This is a genomic window from Halomonas sp. JS92-SW72, assembly GCF_003547075.1.
GTDB classification, from domain to species: Bacteria; Pseudomonadota; Gammaproteobacteria; order Pseudomonadales; family Halomonadaceae; genus Halomonas; species Halomonas alkalicola.
The window spans coordinates 3,609,669-3,627,464 of record NZ_CP032147.1; the positions used below are offsets into that span (position 1 = coordinate 3,609,669).

12 protein-coding genes and 1 pseudogene are annotated in these 17,796 nt (G+C 66.2%); 9 read left to right on the forward strand and 4 right to left on the reverse strand.

Features of this window, described 5'->3' with window-relative positions; translation table 11 throughout:
- The first annotated feature begins 6 nt into the window (after nt 1-6).
- Entirely contained in the window at nt 7-855 is an 849-nt protein-coding gene (gene ugpE, locus D1793_RS17010) for a sn-glycerol-3-phosphate ABC transporter permease UgpE (protein ID WP_119023201.1), read from the forward strand.
- Nucleotides 856-857: 2 nt separating this feature from the next.
- Entirely contained in the window at nt 858-1,952 is a 1,095-nt protein-coding gene (locus tag D1793_RS17015; RefSeq protein ID WP_119023202.1) for a sn-glycerol-3-phosphate import ATP-binding protein UgpC, read from the forward strand.
- Nucleotides 1,953-2,111: 159 nt separating this feature from the next.
- Here the strand turns inward: D1793_RS17015 and D1793_RS17020 are convergent, their stop codons facing one another.
- Both D1793_RS17020 and D1793_RS17025 read right to left on the reverse strand, forming a co-directional pair.
- Entirely contained in the window at nt 2,112-5,162 is a 3,051-nt protein-coding gene (locus D1793_RS17020; RefSeq protein ID WP_119023203.1) for a type I restriction endonuclease, read from the reverse strand.
- A gap of 13 nt (nt 5,163-5,175) precedes the next feature.
- A complete protein-coding gene (locus D1793_RS17025) occupies nt 5,176-6,063 on the reverse strand; it encodes a restriction endonuclease subunit S (protein WP_162900002.1) in 888 nt (295 codons plus the stop codon).
- A gap of 69 nt (nt 6,064-6,132) precedes the next feature.
- Here D1793_RS17025 and D1793_RS17030 point away from each other — a divergent pair.
- The 4 genes and pseudogenes from D1793_RS17030 to D1793_RS17045 all read left to right on the forward strand — a co-directional run.
- Nucleotides 6,133-6,480: pseudogene (locus D1793_RS17030) on the forward strand (TRAP transporter large permease subunit); the annotation flags it as partial.
- A gap of 251 nt (nt 6,481-6,731) precedes the next feature.
- Nucleotides 6,732-7,730: an iron ABC transporter substrate-binding protein gene (locus D1793_RS17035; RefSeq protein WP_119023205.1), complete on the forward strand. Its 999-nt coding sequence runs from the start codon at nt 6,732-6,734 to the stop codon at nt 7,728-7,730.
- 54 nt (nt 7,731-7,784) lie between these two features.
- Nucleotides 7,785-9,392: an iron ABC transporter permease gene (locus D1793_RS17040; protein WP_205527568.1), complete on the forward strand. Its 1,608-nt coding sequence runs from the start codon at nt 7,785-7,787 to the stop codon at nt 9,390-9,392.
- Complete coding sequence (locus D1793_RS17045; protein ID WP_119023206.1) at nt 9,392-10,462, forward strand: ABC transporter ATP-binding protein; 1,071 nt, start codon at nt 9,392-9,394, stop codon at nt 10,460-10,462. Before D1793_RS17040 ends, D1793_RS17045 begins: the two co-directional genes overlap by 1 nt.
- A gap of 289 nt (nt 10,463-10,751) precedes the next feature.
- Here the strand turns inward: D1793_RS17045 and polA are convergent, their stop codons facing one another.
- A complete protein-coding gene (polA, locus tag D1793_RS17050; protein ID WP_119023736.1) occupies nt 10,752-13,511 on the reverse strand; it encodes a DNA polymerase I in 2,760 nt (919 codons plus the stop codon).
- A gap of 155 nt (nt 13,512-13,666) precedes the next feature.
- Here polA and D1793_RS17055 point away from each other — a divergent pair, with 155 nt between their 5' ends.
- The 3 genes from D1793_RS17055 (at nt 13,667) to speA (ending at nt 16,957) form a co-directional block, all read left to right on the forward strand.
- On the forward strand, nt 13,667-13,954 hold the full coding sequence (locus tag D1793_RS17055; RefSeq protein WP_119023207.1) for a DUF2782 domain-containing protein: 288 nt from the start codon (nt 13,667-13,669) through the stop codon (nt 13,952-13,954).
- A gap of 124 nt (nt 13,955-14,078) precedes the next feature.
- Nucleotides 14,079-15,038, forward strand: coding sequence for a homoserine kinase (locus D1793_RS17060; RefSeq protein ID WP_119023208.1), 960 nt, complete (start codon nt 14,079-14,081; stop codon nt 15,036-15,038).
- Complete coding sequence (speA, locus tag D1793_RS17065) at nt 15,035-16,957, forward strand: biosynthetic arginine decarboxylase (protein ID WP_162900003.1); 1,923 nt, start codon at nt 15,035-15,037, stop codon at nt 16,955-16,957. Before D1793_RS17060 ends, speA begins: the two co-directional genes overlap by 4 nt.
- Before the next feature lie 114 nt (nt 16,958-17,071).
- On the opposite strand, the gene D1793_RS17070 is transcribed toward speA, so the two are convergent.
- A complete protein-coding gene (locus D1793_RS17070; RefSeq protein WP_119023210.1) occupies nt 17,072-17,737 on the reverse strand; it encodes a fumarylacetoacetate hydrolase family protein in 666 nt (221 codons plus the stop codon).
- Nucleotides 17,738-17,796: the final 59 nt, after the last annotated feature.

The window sequence follows — 17,796 nt, forward strand, 5'->3', positions numbered from 1 at the left end:
CCCCCCATGGTCGAACACCGCCCTCTTAGCCAGCTGGCCGCCCACCTGATCCTGATCGCCGGCGTTGCCCTGGTGCTGTTTCCCGTCTATATCGCCATCGTCGCCTCCACCCAGGCGCCGGGGGAGTTCCTGCGCGGCACCCTTCCCCTGATGCCCGGTGGCCACGCCCTGGAAAACTATCGCGCCATGTGGGAGAGCGGGCTCTCCCGCGCCGGGGCGCCGCCCGTGGGCCAGATGCTCTTCAACAGCCTGGTAATGGCGCTGGCGATCACCTTCGGCAAGCTGGCCATCTCGCTGCTCTCGGCCTTCGCCATCGTCTACTTCCGATTTCCCTTCCGGCTGTTCTTCTTCTGGCTGATCTTCGTCACCCTGATGCTGCCGGTGGAGGTGCGCATCATCCCCACCTTCCAGGTGGTGGCCGACCTCGGCATGCTCAACAGCTTCGCCGGGCTATCCATCCCGCTGATCGCCTCGGCCACCGCCACCTTCCTGTTTCGCCAGTTCTTCATGACGGTGCCGGAAGAGTTATTGGAAGCCGCCCGGGTGGACGGCGCCGGCCCCCTGAAGTTCTTCAAGGACATCCTGCTTCCGCTGTCGGTCACCAATATCGCAGCGCTCTTCGTGATCCTGTTCATCTACGGCTGGAACCAGTACCTCTGGCCCCTCCTCATCACCACCGACAGCGACTACTACACCGTGGTGATGGGCATCCAGCGCATGACCACCGCCGCCGACGGCGACCCCCAGTGGCACCTGGTGATGGCCGCGGTGGTGATGGCCGCCCTGCCCCCGGTGCTGGTGATTCTGTTCATGCAGCGCCTGTTCGTGAAGGGCCTCACCGAGACGGAGAAATAATCATGGCAAGTATCAGGATCGAGGGCCTCGAGAAGACCTACCCCGGCGGCGTGCAGGCGGTGAAGGGCATTGACCTGGAGGTGGCCGACGGCGAGTTCGTGGTGCTGGTGGGCCCCTCGGGCTGCGGCAAATCGACCCTGCTGCGCATGGTGGCGGGGCTTGAGACCATCAGCGCTGGGGCGCTGCATATCGGCGAGCGCCGGGTCAACGAGCTGGAGCCCGCCCAGCGCGATATCGCCATGGTGTTCCAGAACTACGCGCTCTACCCGCATATGACGGTGTTCGACAACCTGGCCTACGGCCTGAAGAACCGCGGCTTCAAGCGCGACGAGATCCGCCGCCGGGTGGAGGCGGCGGCAACGATGCTGGAGATCGAGGCCTTCCTGCCCCGCAAGCCGCGCCAGCTCTCCGGTGGCCAGCGCCAGCGGGTGGCCATGGGCCGGGCCCTGGTGCGCGAACCCGCGGTCTTCCTCTTCGACGAGCCGCTCTCCAACCTGGACGCCAAGCTGCGCGTTCAGATGCGAGTGGAGATCAAGAAGTTGCAGCGCCGCCTCAAGACCACCAGCCTCTACGTGACTCACGACCAGCTCGAGGCCATGACCCTGGCCGATCGCCTGGTGGTACTCAACGGCGGGCGCATCGAGCAGGTGGGCACCCCCATGGAGATCTATGCCCGGCCCGCCTCGCTGTTCGTGGCTACCTTCATCGGCTCCCCGGCCATGAACCTGATCCCGCTGGACTATCTACACACCAACGGGGGCGGCGACACCGCAACGGCCCTGCTCCACGACCTGCCCGAGGGCACCGACATCGTCGGCATCCGCCCCGACGACCTGCATATGCGGGCGCCGAGCGAGCCGCACCTGGTGGTGGAATCGACCCTGGAGCTGTTCGAGGCCGCCGGCGCCGAGAGCCACCTCTACGTCTGCCTGGCCGGCAGCGACCAGCCCACGGTGATCCGCACCGCCGGCCAGCCCCCGGTGGCCGAGGGCGAGACGCTGCGCTTTTACGTCACCCGCGACGCCCTGCACCCCTTCCACCGGGAGAGTGGCCGGCGCCTCGACGATCCACTCAAGACCAGGGAGCAGGCCACATGACGAAACCAGCCACCACGCTGATCACAACCCTCAAGCAGGCCGCGCACACCGCCGGCGAGCTGCTGCGCGAGGGTGACGCCCTCACCCACGGCGTGGTGTACCAGCCGTTGCTGGACGAGATGCTCTGGGCGGTGCGGAGCCAGGGCGCCTTCCTTTCCGTCATGGCCGGTCTCTTCCCCCCGTCTGAAGCCGCTCATACACCTCATGCAGCAGGTGTTCCCCCGCTACCCGCCGGAAACCGTCGTCGTTCATCAGGCGGCCGAAAATCTCCTCGTTGCCGTCCATCCGTTCGATGAACAGGTTTTCCAGCATGCGGTTGAAGACATAGGCGAAGTTGTCGCGGGTATTGGCCCGGGCGGCTTCGCGAAGGGTGTCGTTCTCGATTGCGCTTTCGGCGATCTGGTCGAAGAAGAGCTGGTCGGCCGGCGTGAACTCGGTGCCGAAGCGCTCGTTGAGCTTGCCGATCAGGGTGGAAAGCTCCACCTCATCGTCTTCGGCCTTGCCGGTGCCCACCTCGGTGGGCCCGTAGAGGGGGTGCGCCTCGCCCACATTCAGGTCAATGGCGCCCTCGCTGATCTTCTGCAGCCGGTAATACTTCAGCGAAACCTCGTCCTCCAGCTCGTAGACGGTGTCATCGGCGCGGCGCGGCAGCTTGTGGAGCAGAAAGCGCCCGTAGCTGTAGAGCTTTTCCAGGCTGCTGTCCTGATAGGGGATGATCTGCGCCAGAAAGGCATAGAGGTTGCGGAAGCTGGCAAGCTGGCCCTTGAACTGGTCCTGGTGGTCGTCGTCCAGTGCGCGGTAGCGCTCCACGGCCAGATCGAGAATGGCATTGATCTTCCGGTGATCCGCCACGGTGGGCTCGTTGCGGTTCCTGTACCACACCTCGGCGAAGGCATTGACCTCCTCGGCGGTGAAGACCTGGTGCTCGTCCAGCCGGTGCTGCAGGTCATAGAGCTGGTGGGGGTCGCTGGGCTCCCCGGCGGGGGTGACTTCGTAGTAGGGCTTGAAGGCTTCAAAGATCTCCCCCGGTTCATTGACGAAATCCAGCACGAAGGTGTCTTCCTTTCCCGCAGTGGTCCGGTTGAGCCGGGAGAGCGTCTGTACGGCCTGGATGCCAGCCAGCCGACGATCGACGTACATGGTGTGCAACAGCGGCTGATCAAAGCCGGTCTGGTACTTCTCCGCCACCAACAGCACCTGGTAATGTTCGGAGGCGAAACGCTCGGGCAGCTCCGACTCCTTGATGCCCTCGTTCATGCCCACTTCTGTGTAGGACTGATCAGGAAAATCCGGGTCGGCGACGCTGCCGGAGAAGGCCACCAGCGAGCGGATGCCGGTGATGTCGTGGTCCTTGATGTACTTGTCGAAAGCCTGCTTGTAACGCACGGCGTGCAGGCGCGAGGCGGTGACCACCATGGCCTTGGCCCGGCCGCCGATGCGGTGGCGGGTGTAGTGGCGGAAGTGCTCGACGATCACTTCCACTTTCTGGGCAATGTTGTGCGGATGCAGCGACATGAAGCGCGCCAGCGCCCGAGCCGCCTTGCGCCGGGGCACCTGCGGGTCGTCCTCGATGGACTTGATCAGTCCATAGTAGGTCTTGTAGGTGGTGTAGTTGGCCAGCACATCCATGATGAAGCCTTCCTCGATGGCCTGGCGCATTGAGTAGAGATGAAACGGCGGCTGGCCGTCCTGGCCGGGTTCGTTGAACACCGCCTGGGTCTTGAACTTGGGCGTGGCGGTAAAGGCGAAGAAGCTGATATTCGGCTGGCGCGGGCGCTTGAGCATCTCCTTGAACAGCTCTCGGCGCGCCTCCTCGGAGAGATCTTCCTCCTCCACCTCCAGAAACTCCTCGGCGATGGCCGCTTCGATGCCGTCGCGGTTGAGCACCTTGCGCAGCTCCATCGCCGTCTCGCCGGACTGGGAGCTGTGGGCCTCGTCCACGATCACCGCGAAGCGCTTGCCGCCGGTGTTGAGCGCCACTCCCTCGCCCTTCTTCGCCAGGGTGTCCATGGCCTGGGTGATGAAGGGGAACTTCTGGATGGTGGAGATGATGATGGGCACCCCGGATGAGAGCGCCTGGGCAAGCTGCTGCGTATTCTCGTCGATCTTCTGCACCACCCCCTGCTTGTGCTCGAACTGGTAGATGGTGTTCTGCAGCTGCTGGTCGAGCACCCGGCGGTCGGTGATCACCACCACGGTATCGAAGACCTTGTTGTCGTCGGCATCGTGCAGGCTAGAGAGCCGATGAGCCAGCCAGGCGATGGAGTTGGACTTGCCCGAGCCCGCCGAATGCTGCACCAGATAGTTGTGCCCCGGCCCCTGGGCGCGGGCCGAGTCGATCAGCCGGCGCACCGCATCAAGCTGATGATAGCGGGGGAAAATCAGCGTTTCCTTCCGGTGGCGCTTGACGCCCTTCTTGGTAGTGACCTTGTTCTCGCTCACCTCCAGATGCAGGAAGCGGGCGATGATATCCATCAGGCTGTCGCGGGTCAGCACCTGCGCCCAGAGATAACGGGTGCGATAGCCGCCATCCTCGGCGGGCGGGTTGCCGGCGCCATGGTTGTGGCCGCGGTTGAAGGGCAGAAAGCGGGTATCGTCCCCGGCCAGGCGGGTGGTCATAAAGGCCTGGTCCGGGTCCACGGCGAAATGCACCAGTGAGCGCTCCTTGAAGCGGAAGATCGGCTCGGCCGGGTCGCGGTCGCGCCGATACTGGCCCATGGCTTCGCCCACCGTCTGCCCGGTCATGGGGTTCTTCAGCTCTAGCGTCACCACCGGCAGGCCGTTGACTGACAGCACCATATCCAGGGACTTGTTCGGGTGCTTCTCGCTGAAATGCACCTGCCGGGTCACCCGCAGCCGGTTGTGGCCGTAGGCCACGGCGGCCTCCGGGTTCATGCCGGTATTGGGGGCGAAATAGGCCAGCCGGAAAGTCTTGCCGAAGCACTTGAAGCCGTGGCGCAGCACATACAGCGCGTTCTTGGAAGCCAGCTCCTTGACCAGCGCACTCAGCAGCACCTCTCCCGCCTTATCGCCATGCAGCTTCACCAGCGATTGCCAGCGCTTGGGCTGGCTGGCGGAGACAAACGCAATGACTTCCTCCGGGAACAGCGCCCGGGCCGGATCAAAGCCACTAGCATCGCCGCGCTCGAAGCCGCCCTGCTCGATCAGCGAGTGCTCCATGGCCTGTTCGAAGTAAATTTCCTGGTGCATGGGCTTCTCCGGTTCAGGCCACCCTGATCTGGCCGGTGACGGTGTTGGTGATCAGGGCGGAGCGGTATTCTTCGAGTTTTTCTATTGTCCTACTTGTTGCATTCTCTAAAGAATCCAGGCCAGCAACCACCTTTTCCACCTGTGTAACGATACCATCCTGCTCATCAATAGGGGGAAGCGCTATCACAAGTTCTTTCCAACGGTCTGTGCGTAGTGCTTTTGTCCCGTGAGCTGATGTTTCAACCAAGGCAAGCATAACGTCGGTAATGGCCCGCAACAGGAGCGCAAAGTACTCTGGTGAAAGGCGCGGTCCGACTTTCAGCGCCTTCATATCCTGATTAAGGACTACTGGAACCCTATTGATAGCCACTGGAAACGAGTGGACTAGAATCATTCCTCGCACAACGATTAACACCGAGCCAGGCTCTATTAGATTCAACCCTGTCGCTGACAACGCCAGATCGGTTACATGATCCTGAGCATCAGATAGCTCAGTCTTCTTCATATCTTTTGGGCTCACCCAAGGAATATCTCCATCCCAGTAAAGTGGATTGCTGGTTGAAGGAGTCATCCCCCCGGACATTGTCACCAGATACTTTATCGGAACGCCGGTTTCCCAATGCGCCGGAATCTCCCCCAGCCATTCAATGCCGCTCTCTTTCATGGGAGCATCGGGGTTGAGCCCCTTGGTGACGGCGCGGGTGATCAGGGCGGTACGCTTTTCGGCCAGCCGGTCGAGCAGGCGGCGCTTCTTGGCAATCAGGGTGTCGATCTCGGCGGTCTTGCGGTCGAGGAAGGCGGCGATTTTTTGCTGCTGGTCGATATCCGGGAAGGCGATCGGAAGGCGCACAATATCGGATGCGTTAGTTGCCGGGTAACTGACCCCAACAGATTGCGACACCACAGTGAACTGGTCTAATTGGAGCGGACACCCCGGTAAGCCTCATACTGGAGACATTGGAGGTGTTCCGCCACCGCCTTCACCGGGGTCTTCTCCCGCGGCGGCGGCATGACGGTGATCAGCGACCTGGTCATGGCCATGCCCGGCGGCACCGTGGGGGCGCTGATCTTCATGCTGTTCCTGGTGTTCCTGCTGGGCATGTTCCTGGACTGGACCGGCATCGTGCTGCTGAGCTTCCCGATCATGCTGCCGATCGTCCAGCAGCTGGGCATCGACGTGCTGTGGTTCGTGGTGATGGTGGCGGTGGTGCTGCAGACCTCCTTCCTCACCCCGCCGTTCGGCTATGCGCTCTTCTACATGAAGGGGGTGGCGCCCAAGGGGGTGGAGATCATCGATCTCTACAAGGCGGTGCTGCCCGCCCAGCGGCAACACCCAGCGCCCGCCATGCCCCGCATGGCGGGCGCTTCGGTTTTCAAGGCGCGAGGCTCCCACCTTCGGCCATCGCGAGAGCAGGAATTGACGCACGTCATGAAAACCCTTTTGCGTATCATTATCATTTGCAGCAGACAATAATTTTGCTATCGTGCCGATAGACCGAGACTGGCCGTGGACCGCTAACCGCCGCAGAGCGGAATCGTATCGACTGCCAACCCAAGGATCATTCCGACATGCAGAAGTCGCTGTTCGCCTCCGCCACCCTCGTGGCCACCCTGCTTGCCACTCCCCTGGCCTCCGCCGCCAGCCTGACACTCTATTCCGGTCGCGGCGAGTCCATGGTTGAGCCGATCATCAGCCAGTTCGAGAAGAACACCGGCATCAGCGTCAACGTCCGCTACGGCGACACCGCTCAGTTGGCGGTGCTGGTCCAGGAGGAGGGCCGCCGCTCTCCGGCGGACCTCTACTGGGGCCAGGACGCCGGCGCCATGGGCGAGCTTAGCAAGGCCGGCCTGCTGGCCGAGCTGCCCGCCGACATCTACGAAGGCCTGCCGACCATCTACACCAGCGAGAGCGGCAACTGGGTCGCCGCCAGCGGTCGCGCCCGCGTGGTCGCCTACTCCCCGGAGCGCACCAGCGAGGATGAGCTGCCCGAGAGCGTCTTCGACCTCGTCGACGAGCGCTACGAAGGCCGCGTCGGCTGGGCACCCACCAACGGCTCCTTCCAGTCCTTCGTCACCGCCATGCGCGTGGAGCACGGTGACGAGCGCACCCTAGCCTGGCTCAAGGGGATGAAGGCAAACGGCGCCGTCACCTTCAGCAACAACACCACCCAGGTGCAGGGTATCGCCGACGGCGAGATCGACTTCGGCCTGGTGAACAACTACTACCTGCCGCGCTTCGTGGCCTCCGACGCCGACTTCCCGGTAGAGCAGGCCTTCTTCGCCGACGGCGACATCGGCAATCTGGTGAACGTGGCCGGCATCGCGGTGCTCGAGAGCAGCAGCAACCAGGAGGCCGCCGTGGAGTTCGTGCGCTTCCTGCTCTCTCCGGCCGCCCAGCAGTACTTTACCGGCAACGTCTACGAGTACCCGGTCACCCGCGACGTGATCCAGAACCCGGTGCTCGAGGACTTCGACCGCCTGCTGGAGGTCTCCCCTCAGATCGACCTTGACGACCTGAGCGATCTCGAGGGCACCCTCCGGCTGCTGCGTGACGCCGGGCTGCTGTAACCCCGGCCAGCGACCTGCCGCCCCGTGGCGGCAGGTCTTCACCAACGAGGCACGATGAACCCGACACGCTACACCGCCACGCCGCACCGCACCCCGGGCCTGCCCCGGCTGCTGCCTCGCGGCGTTCCGCTGCATATCCTGCTGCCCTCGCTGATCGCGGCGGGGGTGATGCTGGTGCCCCTGGCCTACCTGGGGCTACGCGCGTTCGAAGCCGATAGCGCCACCCTCGTCGACCTGGTATTCCGCCCCCGCAACCTGCAGCTGCTGATCAACACCCTGTCCCTGGCCGCCGGCGTAGTGGCGTTGACCACCCTGATGGCCTTCCCATTGGCCTGGCTGGTGACCCGCACCGATATCCGCTTCAGGAAGACCCTGACGATTCTCGGCGTGATTCCCCTGGCGGTGCCTGGCTACGTGATGGCCTATGCGCTGATCGGGCTCGGCGGCAACTACGGAGTGCTGGCCCAGCTCACCGGGCTCCAGCTGCCGCGCCTGCAGGGCTACTGGGGCGCCACCCTGGCGCTGTCGCTCTACACCTTTCCCTACCTGTTCCTGAACCTGCGCGCCGCCCTGGCGGGTCTCGATGGCAACCTCGAGGAGAGCGCACGCAGCCTGGGCTACACCCAAGGCGAGATCTTTCGTCGGGTGACCCTGCCCCACCTGATGCCGGCGTTGATGGCCGGCTGGCTGGTGATCACCCTCTACGTGCTGGGCGACTTCGGCGCCGTGGCGCTGATGCGCTACGAGGCCTTCAGCTACGCCATCTACACCCAGTACTCCGGCGCCTTCGACCGCGTCTACGCCGCCTGGCTGGCGCTGATGCTGCTGGCGTTGGCCGCCTGCTTCGTGATGCTCGACAGCCTGGTGGTGAAGCGCAAGCTGGCGCGCATCGGCACTGGGGTGGCCCGCCCGATGACGCCCCAGCCGCTCGGCCGGGCACGCTTCCTGGCCTGGCCCTATCTGGTGGCGCTGTTCACCGCCTCCATCGGCCTGCCGGTGATGATCCTGGCCTACTGGCTGCTGCTGGCGCCGCCGGATCTCTCCTTCTTCGCCCGCGTGCCGGGCACCCTGCTGCGCTCCGCCGGCGCGGCCCTGCCGGCCGCCCTGCTGGCCGCGGCCTTCGCCCTGCCGGTGGCGTTCCTGACGGTGCGCTACCGCTCACCCTTCGCCACCCTGGTCGAGCGCTCGGCCTATATCGGCTACGCCATTCCGCCGCTGGCGCTGGCGCTGGCCATGGTGTTCTTCTCGCTGCGCACCGCCCCCTTCCTCTATCAGACCCTGGCGATGCTGATCATCACCTGGGCCATGGCCTCGCTGGCCCTGGCCCTGGGCCCAATCCGCAGCGCCCTGCTGCAGACACGGCCGAGCATGGAGGAGGCCGCTCACTCCCTGGGCCACGGCCCCATCAGTACCTTCATTCACGTGATCTTCCCGCGCCTGCGCCGCGGCATCCTGGCCGGCGTGGTGCTGGTCTTCGTGCTGTGCATGAAGGAGCTGCCGATCACCTTCCTGCTGGCCCCCACCGGCTACACGACCCTGGCCGTGACCGTCTTCACTCGCACCTCGGAAGGCATGTTGGCAGAAGCGGCTCCCTTCGCCGCCGCCATCGTGGTGTTCTCCAGCCTGTCCGTGGGCCTGCTGCTCACCAAGGAGGGCAAATGATGTCCAACCTCGACCTCAAGGCCGCTCCTCAGGGCGTGCCGACCCGGCTACCCGAGCCGCTGCTCTCGGTGGGCGGGCTGCACAAGCGCTATCGCCATCAGGACCCGCTGGCGGTGGAGGACGTGAGCTTCTCCCTGGACAACGGTGAGATCCTCGCTCTGCTCGGCCCCAGCGGCTGCGGCAAGACCACCACGCTGCGCATGATCGCCGGCTTCGAGCACCCCGATGCCGGCGAGATCCTGCTGCGCGGCGAGGACGTCACCCGCCTGCCGCCCCAGCAGCGCCGCATCGGCATCGTCTTCCAGGACTACGCCCTTTTCCCGCACATGAGCCTGGGTGAGAACGTCGCCTTTGCCATGCGCCACGTGCCCAAGGCCAAGCGGGCTGCCAAGTCCCGGGAGTGGCTCGACCTGGTGGGGCTGGCGGACCTCGCCGCGCGCATGCCCGATCAGCTCTCCGGCGGCCAGCAGCAGCGCGTGGCCCTGGCCAGGACGCTCGCCGCCGAGCCCGAGCTGGTGCTGCTCGACGAGCCCTTCTCCAACCTGGACGCCGCCCTGCGCGAATCGACCCGCAAGGAGGTGCGCCGGCTGTTCAAGGCAGCCGGCACCTCGGTGATCCTGGTCACCCACGACCAGGCCGAGGCGCTCTCCTTCGCCGACCAGGTGGGGGTGATGCACTATGGCCAGCTGATCCAGAAGGACCGCCCGGAGCGGATCTATCAGGCGCCGGCCACCGCCTTCGTGGCGGAGTTCCTCGGCCACACCAACCTGCTGGAGGGTGAGGCCGACGGCGAGATCGCCCGTACCGCCCTCGGCCCGGTGGCCATCGACAGCCACCGGCGCGGCCCGGTGCGCCTCTCGCTGCGCCCGGAGTACCTGGCCCTCTCCGCCGCTCCGGACGGCCAGGGCGCCACCATCGTCGAGCGCGAGTTCCGCGGCCACGACTGCTTCTACCTGCTGGAGCAGCACGGCCAGCACTTCTGCGCCATCACTCCCAGCCACAGCCTGTGGAAGGTAGGCGAGCAGGTCAGCCTCGAGCCCCAGCGCACCGCCACGGTGCTCAGGGACTAGCCAGTATCACCGACCGCGCAAACAAGAACGCCACCGCAGCCGCGGTGGCGTTCTTGTTTCGGCTTTCAGCCAGTAGACAGGACGGTGGCGTTCTTACTACGGATTCCACTCAGTAGATAGGAACAGGAGAGATTTGTGTTATGAGCGAAGATAGGCTGGTCGCCGCCGGAGCACGGCTCCCGGAGTGTAGCCTGCTACATGAGGAGACAACCGAGCCGGCGCACCGGCACCGCCGGCGGCCAGCTGCTTTTATCAAGAGCCCGAGCGCAATAGCAAATCGCCCTTTTCCCTAGTGGGCCTCATCCCAGTTCGCCCCACTCTCCGCCTCGACGATCAGCGGCACGCTGAGCTCGGCGGCGCCCTGCATGCGCCCCTTCACCTGCTCGATGAAGGCCTCCACCTGCCCTTCCGCCACCTCGAAGACCAGTTCGTCGTGGACCTGCATCACCATCCAGGCATCCATCTCTCCCGCCTGGAGCCAGGCATCGACGTCGATCATCGCCCGCTTGATGATGTCCGCCGCGGTGCCCTGCATGGGGGCGTTGATCGCCGTGCGCTCGGCCCCCTGGCGGCGGGCGCGGTTCTGGGAGTGGATCTCCGGCAGGTAGAGGCGCCGGCCGAACACCGTCTCGACGAAGCCGTCCTCCGCCGCCTGGGCGCGGATGCGCTCCATGTAGCGGGCCACACCGGGGTAGCGGTCGAAGTAGCGCTCGATCCAGGTCTGGGCCTGATTGCGCTCGATATGCAGCTGGCGGCCCAGGCCCCAGGCGCTCATGCCGTAGATCAGGCCGAAGTTGATCGCCTTGGCGCTGCGCCGCTGGTCGCCCGAGACCTTCTCCAGGGGCACGCCGAACACCTCCGCGGCGGTGGCGGCATGGATGTCGCGCCCCTCGGCGAAGGCCTCTAGCAGCCCCCTGTCCTCGGAGAGGTGCGCCATGATGCGCAGCTCGATCTGGGAGTAGTCGGCGGCGACGATGCGGTAGCCGGGCCGGGCGATAAAGGCCTGGCGGATCTTGCGCCCCTCCTCGGTGCGAATCGGAATGTTCTGCAGGTTGGGGTCGCTGGAGGAGAGCCGCCCGGTGGCGGTGACCGCCTGGTGGTAGCTGGTGTGCAGCCGCCCGGTTCCCTTGTTGACCAGCCGCGGCAGCTTGTCGGTATAGGTGGACTTGAGCTTGGCCAGGCCACGATGCTCCATGATCACCTTGGGCAGCGGGTAGTCCAGCGCCAGCTCCTCCAGCACCGCCTCGGCGGTGGAGGGCGCCCCCTTGGGGGTCTTCTTGATCACCGGGATCTTCTGCTCCTCGAAGAGGATCTGGCCGAGCTGCTTGGGCGAGCCCAGGTTGAACTCGCGCCCGGCCAGTTCGTGGGCGCAGGCCTCCAGCTCGCGGATACGCCCCTCGAGCCCCCGGCTCTGGGTGTGCAGCCGCTCGGGGTCCAGCGCCACGCCGGTGCGCTCCATGCGCGACAGCACCGGCACCAGCGGCAGCTCGATCGTCTCCAGCACCTCGGCCAGGCGCCCCTCCTTCGCCAGCCGCGGACGCAGCTCACCGTGCAGGCGCAGGGTGATGTCGACGTCCTCGCAGGCATAGGGGGCCGCCTGCTCCAGGGCGATCTGGTTGAAGGTGAGCTGCTTGGCCCCCTTGCCGGCGATCTCCTCGAAGGAGACGGTCTTCTCGCCGAGGTACTTCAGCGCCAGGGAGTCCATGTCGTGGCGGGTGGCGGTGGAGTCGAGCACGTAGGACTCCAGCATGGTGTCCTCCAGAGGCCCCGCCACCCTGATGCCGTGGCTCGCCAGCACCGAGATGTCGTACTTGAGGTTCTGGCCGATCTTGGTCTTGCCGGCATCCTCCAGCAGCGGCCTGAGGGCAGCGAGCACGGCGTCGCGGTCGAGCTGCGCGGGGGCATCCAGGTAGTCGTGGGCGAGCGGGATATAGGCCGCCTCCCCGGGCGCAAGCGAGAGCCCCACGCCGACGATCTGCGCCTCCATGTAGTTGAGGCTGGTGGTCTCCAGGTCGAAGCAGAAGGCCTCGGCCGCCTGCAGGCGCGAGAGCCAGGCGTCGAAGTCGGCCTGCTCGAGGATCACCTGGTCCTCCCGTGCGGCGCTGCCGGGGGGCGCGTCGGCATCGGCAGAGGGCGGCGGGCCGCCGGCGAGGTCATCGACGCCGCTGTCGCTGCCCTCCAGCAGCTCGGCGAGCCACGCCTTGAACTCGTACTCGCGGTAGAGCTCGAGGAGCGCCTCGCGGTCGGGGTGTGCGATCTCGAGATCGTCGAGGCCCACCGGCAGCTCGCAGTCGGTCTTGATGGTGGCCAGCTGATAGGAGAGAAAGGCCTGGTCGCGGTGCTCCTCGAGCTTCTTCGGCAGCGTCTTGGCGCCGCGGAAATCCAGTGTCTTGACCTTCTCCAGGTCGGCATAGATGGTCTCGAGGCCGCCCTCCATGCCCTGCAGCAGGCCCAGGGCGGTCTTCTCCCCGACCCCCGGCACGCCGGGAATGTTGTCGACCTTGTCGCCCATCAGCGCCAGCAGGTCGATGATCAGCTCGGGCGGCAGCCCGAACTTCGCCTTCACGCCCGCCACGTCCAGGGTCTCGTCCTTCATGGTGTTGACCAGGGTGATGTGCGCGTTGACCAGCTGGGCCATGTCCTTGTCACCGGTGGAGATCACCGCGTCGCGGCCGGCCTCGGTGGCCTGGCGGGCCAGGGTGCCGATGACGTCATCGGCCTCCACCCCCTCGATGCACAAAAGCGGCAGCCCCAGCGCCTTGACGCATCGATGCAGCGGCGCCACCTGGGAGCGCAGGTCGTCGGGCATCGGCGGGCGATGGGACTTGTACTCGGCGAACAGATCGTCCCGGAAGGTCTTCCCCGGCGCGTCGAAGACCACCGCCATGGGACTGTCCGGATACTCCTTGATCAGCCGCTTGAGCATGTTGAGCACGCCCTTGATGGCACCGGTGGGTTGGCCCCTGGAGGTGGTCAGCGGCGGCAGGGCGTGGAAGGCGCGGTAGAGGTAGGAGGAACCGTCGACGAGTACGATGGGGGTATCGGCCATGGAGGCATCCATTCAAGCTGGGCGGAAAGTGATCCTGATCACCCATGATACGCATTGCCGGCGCGTTTTTCCGCGGGTAGTGGGCAGCGTGCGCTGAGCGCCTTACACTGCGGGTATCTCCCCTCGCTACTGCCCCAGGCAGCCCGGAGGCCACCATGATCGTGACACGCACTCTCATCGCCCTGCTGCTGGGGCTTTCGCTGATCGCCACCGGCCCCGCCCTGGCCCAGTCCTCTGCCGACCTGGAACCGGACATCACCATCCGCCAGGAGGAGGATCGCACCATCCGCGAGTACCGCATCAACGGCGAGCTCTACGCCATCGAGATCCGGCCTTCCCGCGGCCCCTCCTACTACCTGGTGGACCACGACGGCGACGGCAACTTCGAGCGCCAGGATGGCGACCGCATCGCCGTCCCGCAGTGGATCCTGCGGACCTTCTGACCCGCCAGACGGAGCGGCCCGAGCCTCTCGATCGCCATCAATCGTTCCTCCCCGAATCCGGACGCGTGCATCAGCCTGCCAAGTCGCTACAATAGGCGGCTTGGCATTCCCGGGTGAGAGACACATGGCCGTATTCACACCGCTTACCGAGACCCAGGTCGCGGACTTCCTGGCACGCTTCGATGCCGGCTCGCTGGTCTCCCTGGAAGGCGTGCCCGCCGGCACCGAGAACAGCACCTTCTTCGTCACCACCGACCGGCGAGCGCTGGTGCTGACCCTGTTCGAGCAGGGCGAATTCGGGGAGCTGCCGTTCTTCGTCGACCTGCTAGACTACCTGGACGAACACCGCCTGCCGGTACCGGGACCGCTCCACGACCGCGAGGGCGTGGCGCTGCACCGCCTCGCCGGCAAGCCGGCGCTGCTCTTCCCGCGCCTGCCCGGCCGGCATCCCAAGTCGCCGAACCTGGCGCAGTGTGCAGCCCTGGGCGATGCCCTGGGCCATATGCACAGGGTGTCGCAGCACTTCCCCGGCCATCGCCCCAACCCGCGGGATCTCCACTGGCTGCTGCCCATGCACCACAAGGTGCTGGTCTACCTCTCGCCGGAGGACCAGGCCCTGATGAAGGATGAGGTGGAGATCTATCAGGAGGCCTTCGGCAACAGCCCCGAGCTGCCCCAGGGGGCCCTGCACGGCGACCTCTTCCGCGACAACACCCTCTACGAGGGCGACCGCCTGGGCGGCATCATCGACTTCTACAACGGCTGCACCGGCGACCTGCTGTTCGACCTGGCCATCGTCATCAACGACTGGGCCACCGAGGCCGACGGCCGCCTCAACGTCGAGCGCCATGACGCCATTCTCGGCGCCTATCAGGCGCGCCGTCCTCTCACCGCGGCCGAGCGCGAGGCATGGCCGATGATGCTGCGCATGACCGCGCTGCGCTACTGGCTCTCGAGGCTGCTGGTGGTCTACGTGGATCCGCCGGCCCACGACCTCACCCCCCACGACCCCGAACAGTTCCGCACCATCCTCAAGGCGCGCCTGGCACATGGCGCCCTTCCCCTCCCGGAGGTGAATGCATGAGTCTCTCCATGGCCAGTGCCGGCAGCCCGGCGAAGCGCGCGCGGCGCGTCTGGAACATCGACCAGTGGGGCAGCGGCTACTATGACGTGGACGACTCCGGGCACGCCCTGGTGCGCCCCTTGGGCAGCGAGATCGAGGGCCCGGCCCTGCCGCTGGACGACCTGGTGGCAGAACTCAAGACCGCCGGCCTGCGCCTTCCGGTGCTGGTACGCTTCATCGATATCCTCCACGACCGGGTCGAGCAGCTGTGCGCCGCCTTCGACACCGCCATGGCCGAGGAGGAGTTCGGCGGCGGCTATACCGCCGTCTACCCGATCAAGGTCAACCAGCAGCGCCGCGTGGTGGAGGAGATCCTCGCCACCCCCGAGCGCGGTCGTGACCGGGTGGGCCTCGAGGCCGGCAGCAAGCCCGAGCTGCTCGCCGTGCTGGCGCTCTCCGGCGACGGCCCCTCGCTGATCGTCTGCAACGGCTACAAGGACCGCGAGTACATCCGCCTGGCGCTGATGGGCGAGAAGCTCGGCCACCGCGTCTACCTGGTGGTGGAGAAGCTCTCCGAGCTGCCGCTGATCCTCGAGGAGGCCGCCGAGCTCGGGGTCAAGCCGCGCATCGGCCTGCGCGCGCGCCTGGCCACCGTGGGCCGCGGCCGCTGGCAGAACACCGGCGGCGAGAAGTCCAAGTTCGGCCTCACCGCCAGCCAGATCCTGGCCGTGGTGAAGCAGCTGCGCGAGGCCGACGCCCTGGCCAGTCTGCAGCTGGTGCACTTCCACCTGGGCTCCCAGATCGCCAATATCCGCGACATCCAGGGCGGGCTGCGCGAGTGCGCCCGCTTCTACCAGAGCCTGGTGGAGCTGGGCGCCCCGGTGGATACCGTGGACGTGGGCGGGGGCCTCGGCGTCGACTACGAAGGCACCCGCTCGCGCAGCTTCTGCTCCGCCAACTACTCGATGCTCGAGTACGCCCGCAACGTGGTCTACGCCTTCCGCCAGGCCTGCCAGGAACAGGGGCTGCCCGAGCCGCACCTGATCAGCGAATCCGGCCGCGCCCTGACCGCCCACCATGCGGTACTGATCACCAACGTGATCGGCGAGGAGCGGGTCAGCGAGCAGGCCCCCGAACGCCGCGTCGAGGGGGACCCCCAGGTCGACGAGCTGTGGCGAGTGCATGACCTGCTGCACGCCCACATCGAGCCACGCGGCCTGGTGGAAGCCTGGCACGACCTGGTCCAGGCCATGGGCGAGCTGCACGAGCGCTTCGTGATCGGCATGACCGACATCAACGCCCGCGCCGAGGGCGAGGCGGTCTACTTCGCCGCCTGCGCGAGGCTGCGCGCCCGCCTCGACACCCGCAATCGGGCCCACCGCGAGATCGCCGACGAGCTGGCGGAGAAGCTGGCCGACAAGCTGTTCGTCAACTTCTCGCTGTTCCAGTCGGTGCCCGACGTCTGGGGCATCCAGCAGATCTTCCCGGTGCTGCCGCTGACCGGCCTCGACCAGGAGCCGGTGCGCCGCGGGGTGATCCAGGACATCACCTGCGACTCCGACGGACGCATCGACGGCTATGTGGACGGCCAGGGCGTGGAGACCACCCTGCCGCTGCCCGAGTGGCAGGAGGGCGAGGAGCAGCTGCTGGGCTTCTTCCTGGTGGGCGCCTATCAGGAGATCCTCGGCGACCTGCACAACCTGTTCGGCGACACCGACTCGGTGGATGCGACCCTGGCCGAGGACGGCAGCTGGGCCCTGAGCCATATCCAGCAGGGCGATCGGGTCGCCGACGTGCTGAGCTACGTCAACTTCGATGCCGAGGTGCTACGCCGGCACCTGGCCGACCAGCTCGCGGCCAGCGGTCTCGAGGAGGCCGAGCAGCAGCGCTTCCTCGACGACCTCTCCGAGGGCCTGGCGGGCTATACCTACCTCGAATAGCGCGCTCGCCTGCCCTGCCAGACGACGACGCCCCGCGGCCAGGCCGCGGGGCGTCTGTTGTTGCACGACTGCCTTGCGCTATCGGGCGTGACTAACTCACTCGACCATCCGGGCTCACTCGACCACCCGGGTGGTGAACTCGAGGCCGCCGGTCAGGGTGAAGTGCAGCTCGGCGCCGCGGGGCAACGGGCCCACGCCGGCCGGGGTGCCGGTGAGCACCACATCGCCCGGCAGCAGGGTGAAGTGGCGGCTCATCTCCGCCACCAGGGTGGCGACCGGGAACAGCATGTCGGCCCCCTCCCCGCGCTGGCGCAGCTCACCGTCGATCTCAAGGGTGAAGGTCAGCGCACTCCAGTTGGGGACCTGAGAGAGCGGCAGGAAGGTGGAGAGCGGGCAGGCCCCATCGAAGGCCTTGGAGACCTCCCAGGGATGCCCCTTCTCCTTGAGGCGGGTCTGCAGGTCGCGCAGGGTCAGATCCAGCCCAAGGCCGATGCCGACGATGGCGCGCTCGGCCTCATCGGCGGTGGCATGGGAGAGCTCCTCGCCGACCAGCAGCGCCAGCTCGGTCTCGTAGTGCACCTCGCCCCGGGAGAAGGGCGCCTCGATGGGCTCCTCCAGCGGCACGGCACAGGTCGCCGGCTTGATGAACAGCAGCGGCTCGCTGGGCACCGGATTGTCGAGCTCCCGGGCATGATCGGCGTAGTTGCGGCCGACGCAGACGATCTTGCCGAGCGCGTGGGGAAACTCCTGGCCATCGGTGAAACGTGGAACAAAGCGCATGGCGGGTCTTCTCCTTCTCATTATGCGTGCCGCATCTCGGCGACAAGCCATACAGTCTA

Excerpts from the sequence above, each read along its gene's own strand:
- D1793_RS17015 (WP_119023202.1), top strand. The coding sequence starts at position 858 with ATGGCAAGTATCAGGATCGAGGGCCTCGAGAAGACCTACCCCGGCGGC.
- speA (WP_162900003.1), top strand. The coding sequence starts at position 15,035 with ATGAGTCTCTCCATGGCCAGTGCCGGCAGCCCGGCGAAGCGCGCGCGG.
- D1793_RS17035 (WP_119023205.1), top strand. The coding sequence starts at position 6,732 with ATGCAGAAGTCGCTGTTCGCCTCCGCCACCCTCGTGGCCACCCTGCTT.
- polA (WP_119023736.1), bottom strand. The coding sequence starts at position 13,511 with ATGGCCGATACCCCCATCGTACTCGTCGACGGTTCCTCCTACCTCTAC.
- D1793_RS17055 (WP_119023207.1), top strand. The coding sequence starts at position 13,667 with ATGATCGTGACACGCACTCTCATCGCCCTGCTGCTGGGGCTTTCGCTG.
- D1793_RS17040 (WP_205527568.1), top strand. The coding sequence starts at position 7,785 with ATGAACCCGACACGCTACACCGCCACGCCGCACCGCACCCCGGGCCTG.
- D1793_RS17020 (WP_119023203.1), bottom strand. The coding sequence starts at position 5,162 with ATGCACCAGGAAATTTACTTCGAACAGGCCATGGAGCACTCGCTGATC.
- D1793_RS17045 (WP_119023206.1), top strand. The coding sequence starts at position 9,392 with ATGTCCAACCTCGACCTCAAGGCCGCTCCTCAGGGCGTGCCGACCCGG.
- D1793_RS17070 (WP_119023210.1), bottom strand. The coding sequence starts at position 17,737 with ATGCGCTTTGTTCCACGTTTCACCGATGGCCAGGAGTTTCCCCACGCG.
- D1793_RS17060 (WP_119023208.1), top strand. The coding sequence starts at position 14,079 with ATGGCCGTATTCACACCGCTTACCGAGACCCAGGTCGCGGACTTCCTG.
- ugpE (WP_119023201.1), top strand. The coding sequence starts at position 7 with ATGGTCGAACACCGCCCTCTTAGCCAGCTGGCCGCCCACCTGATCCTG.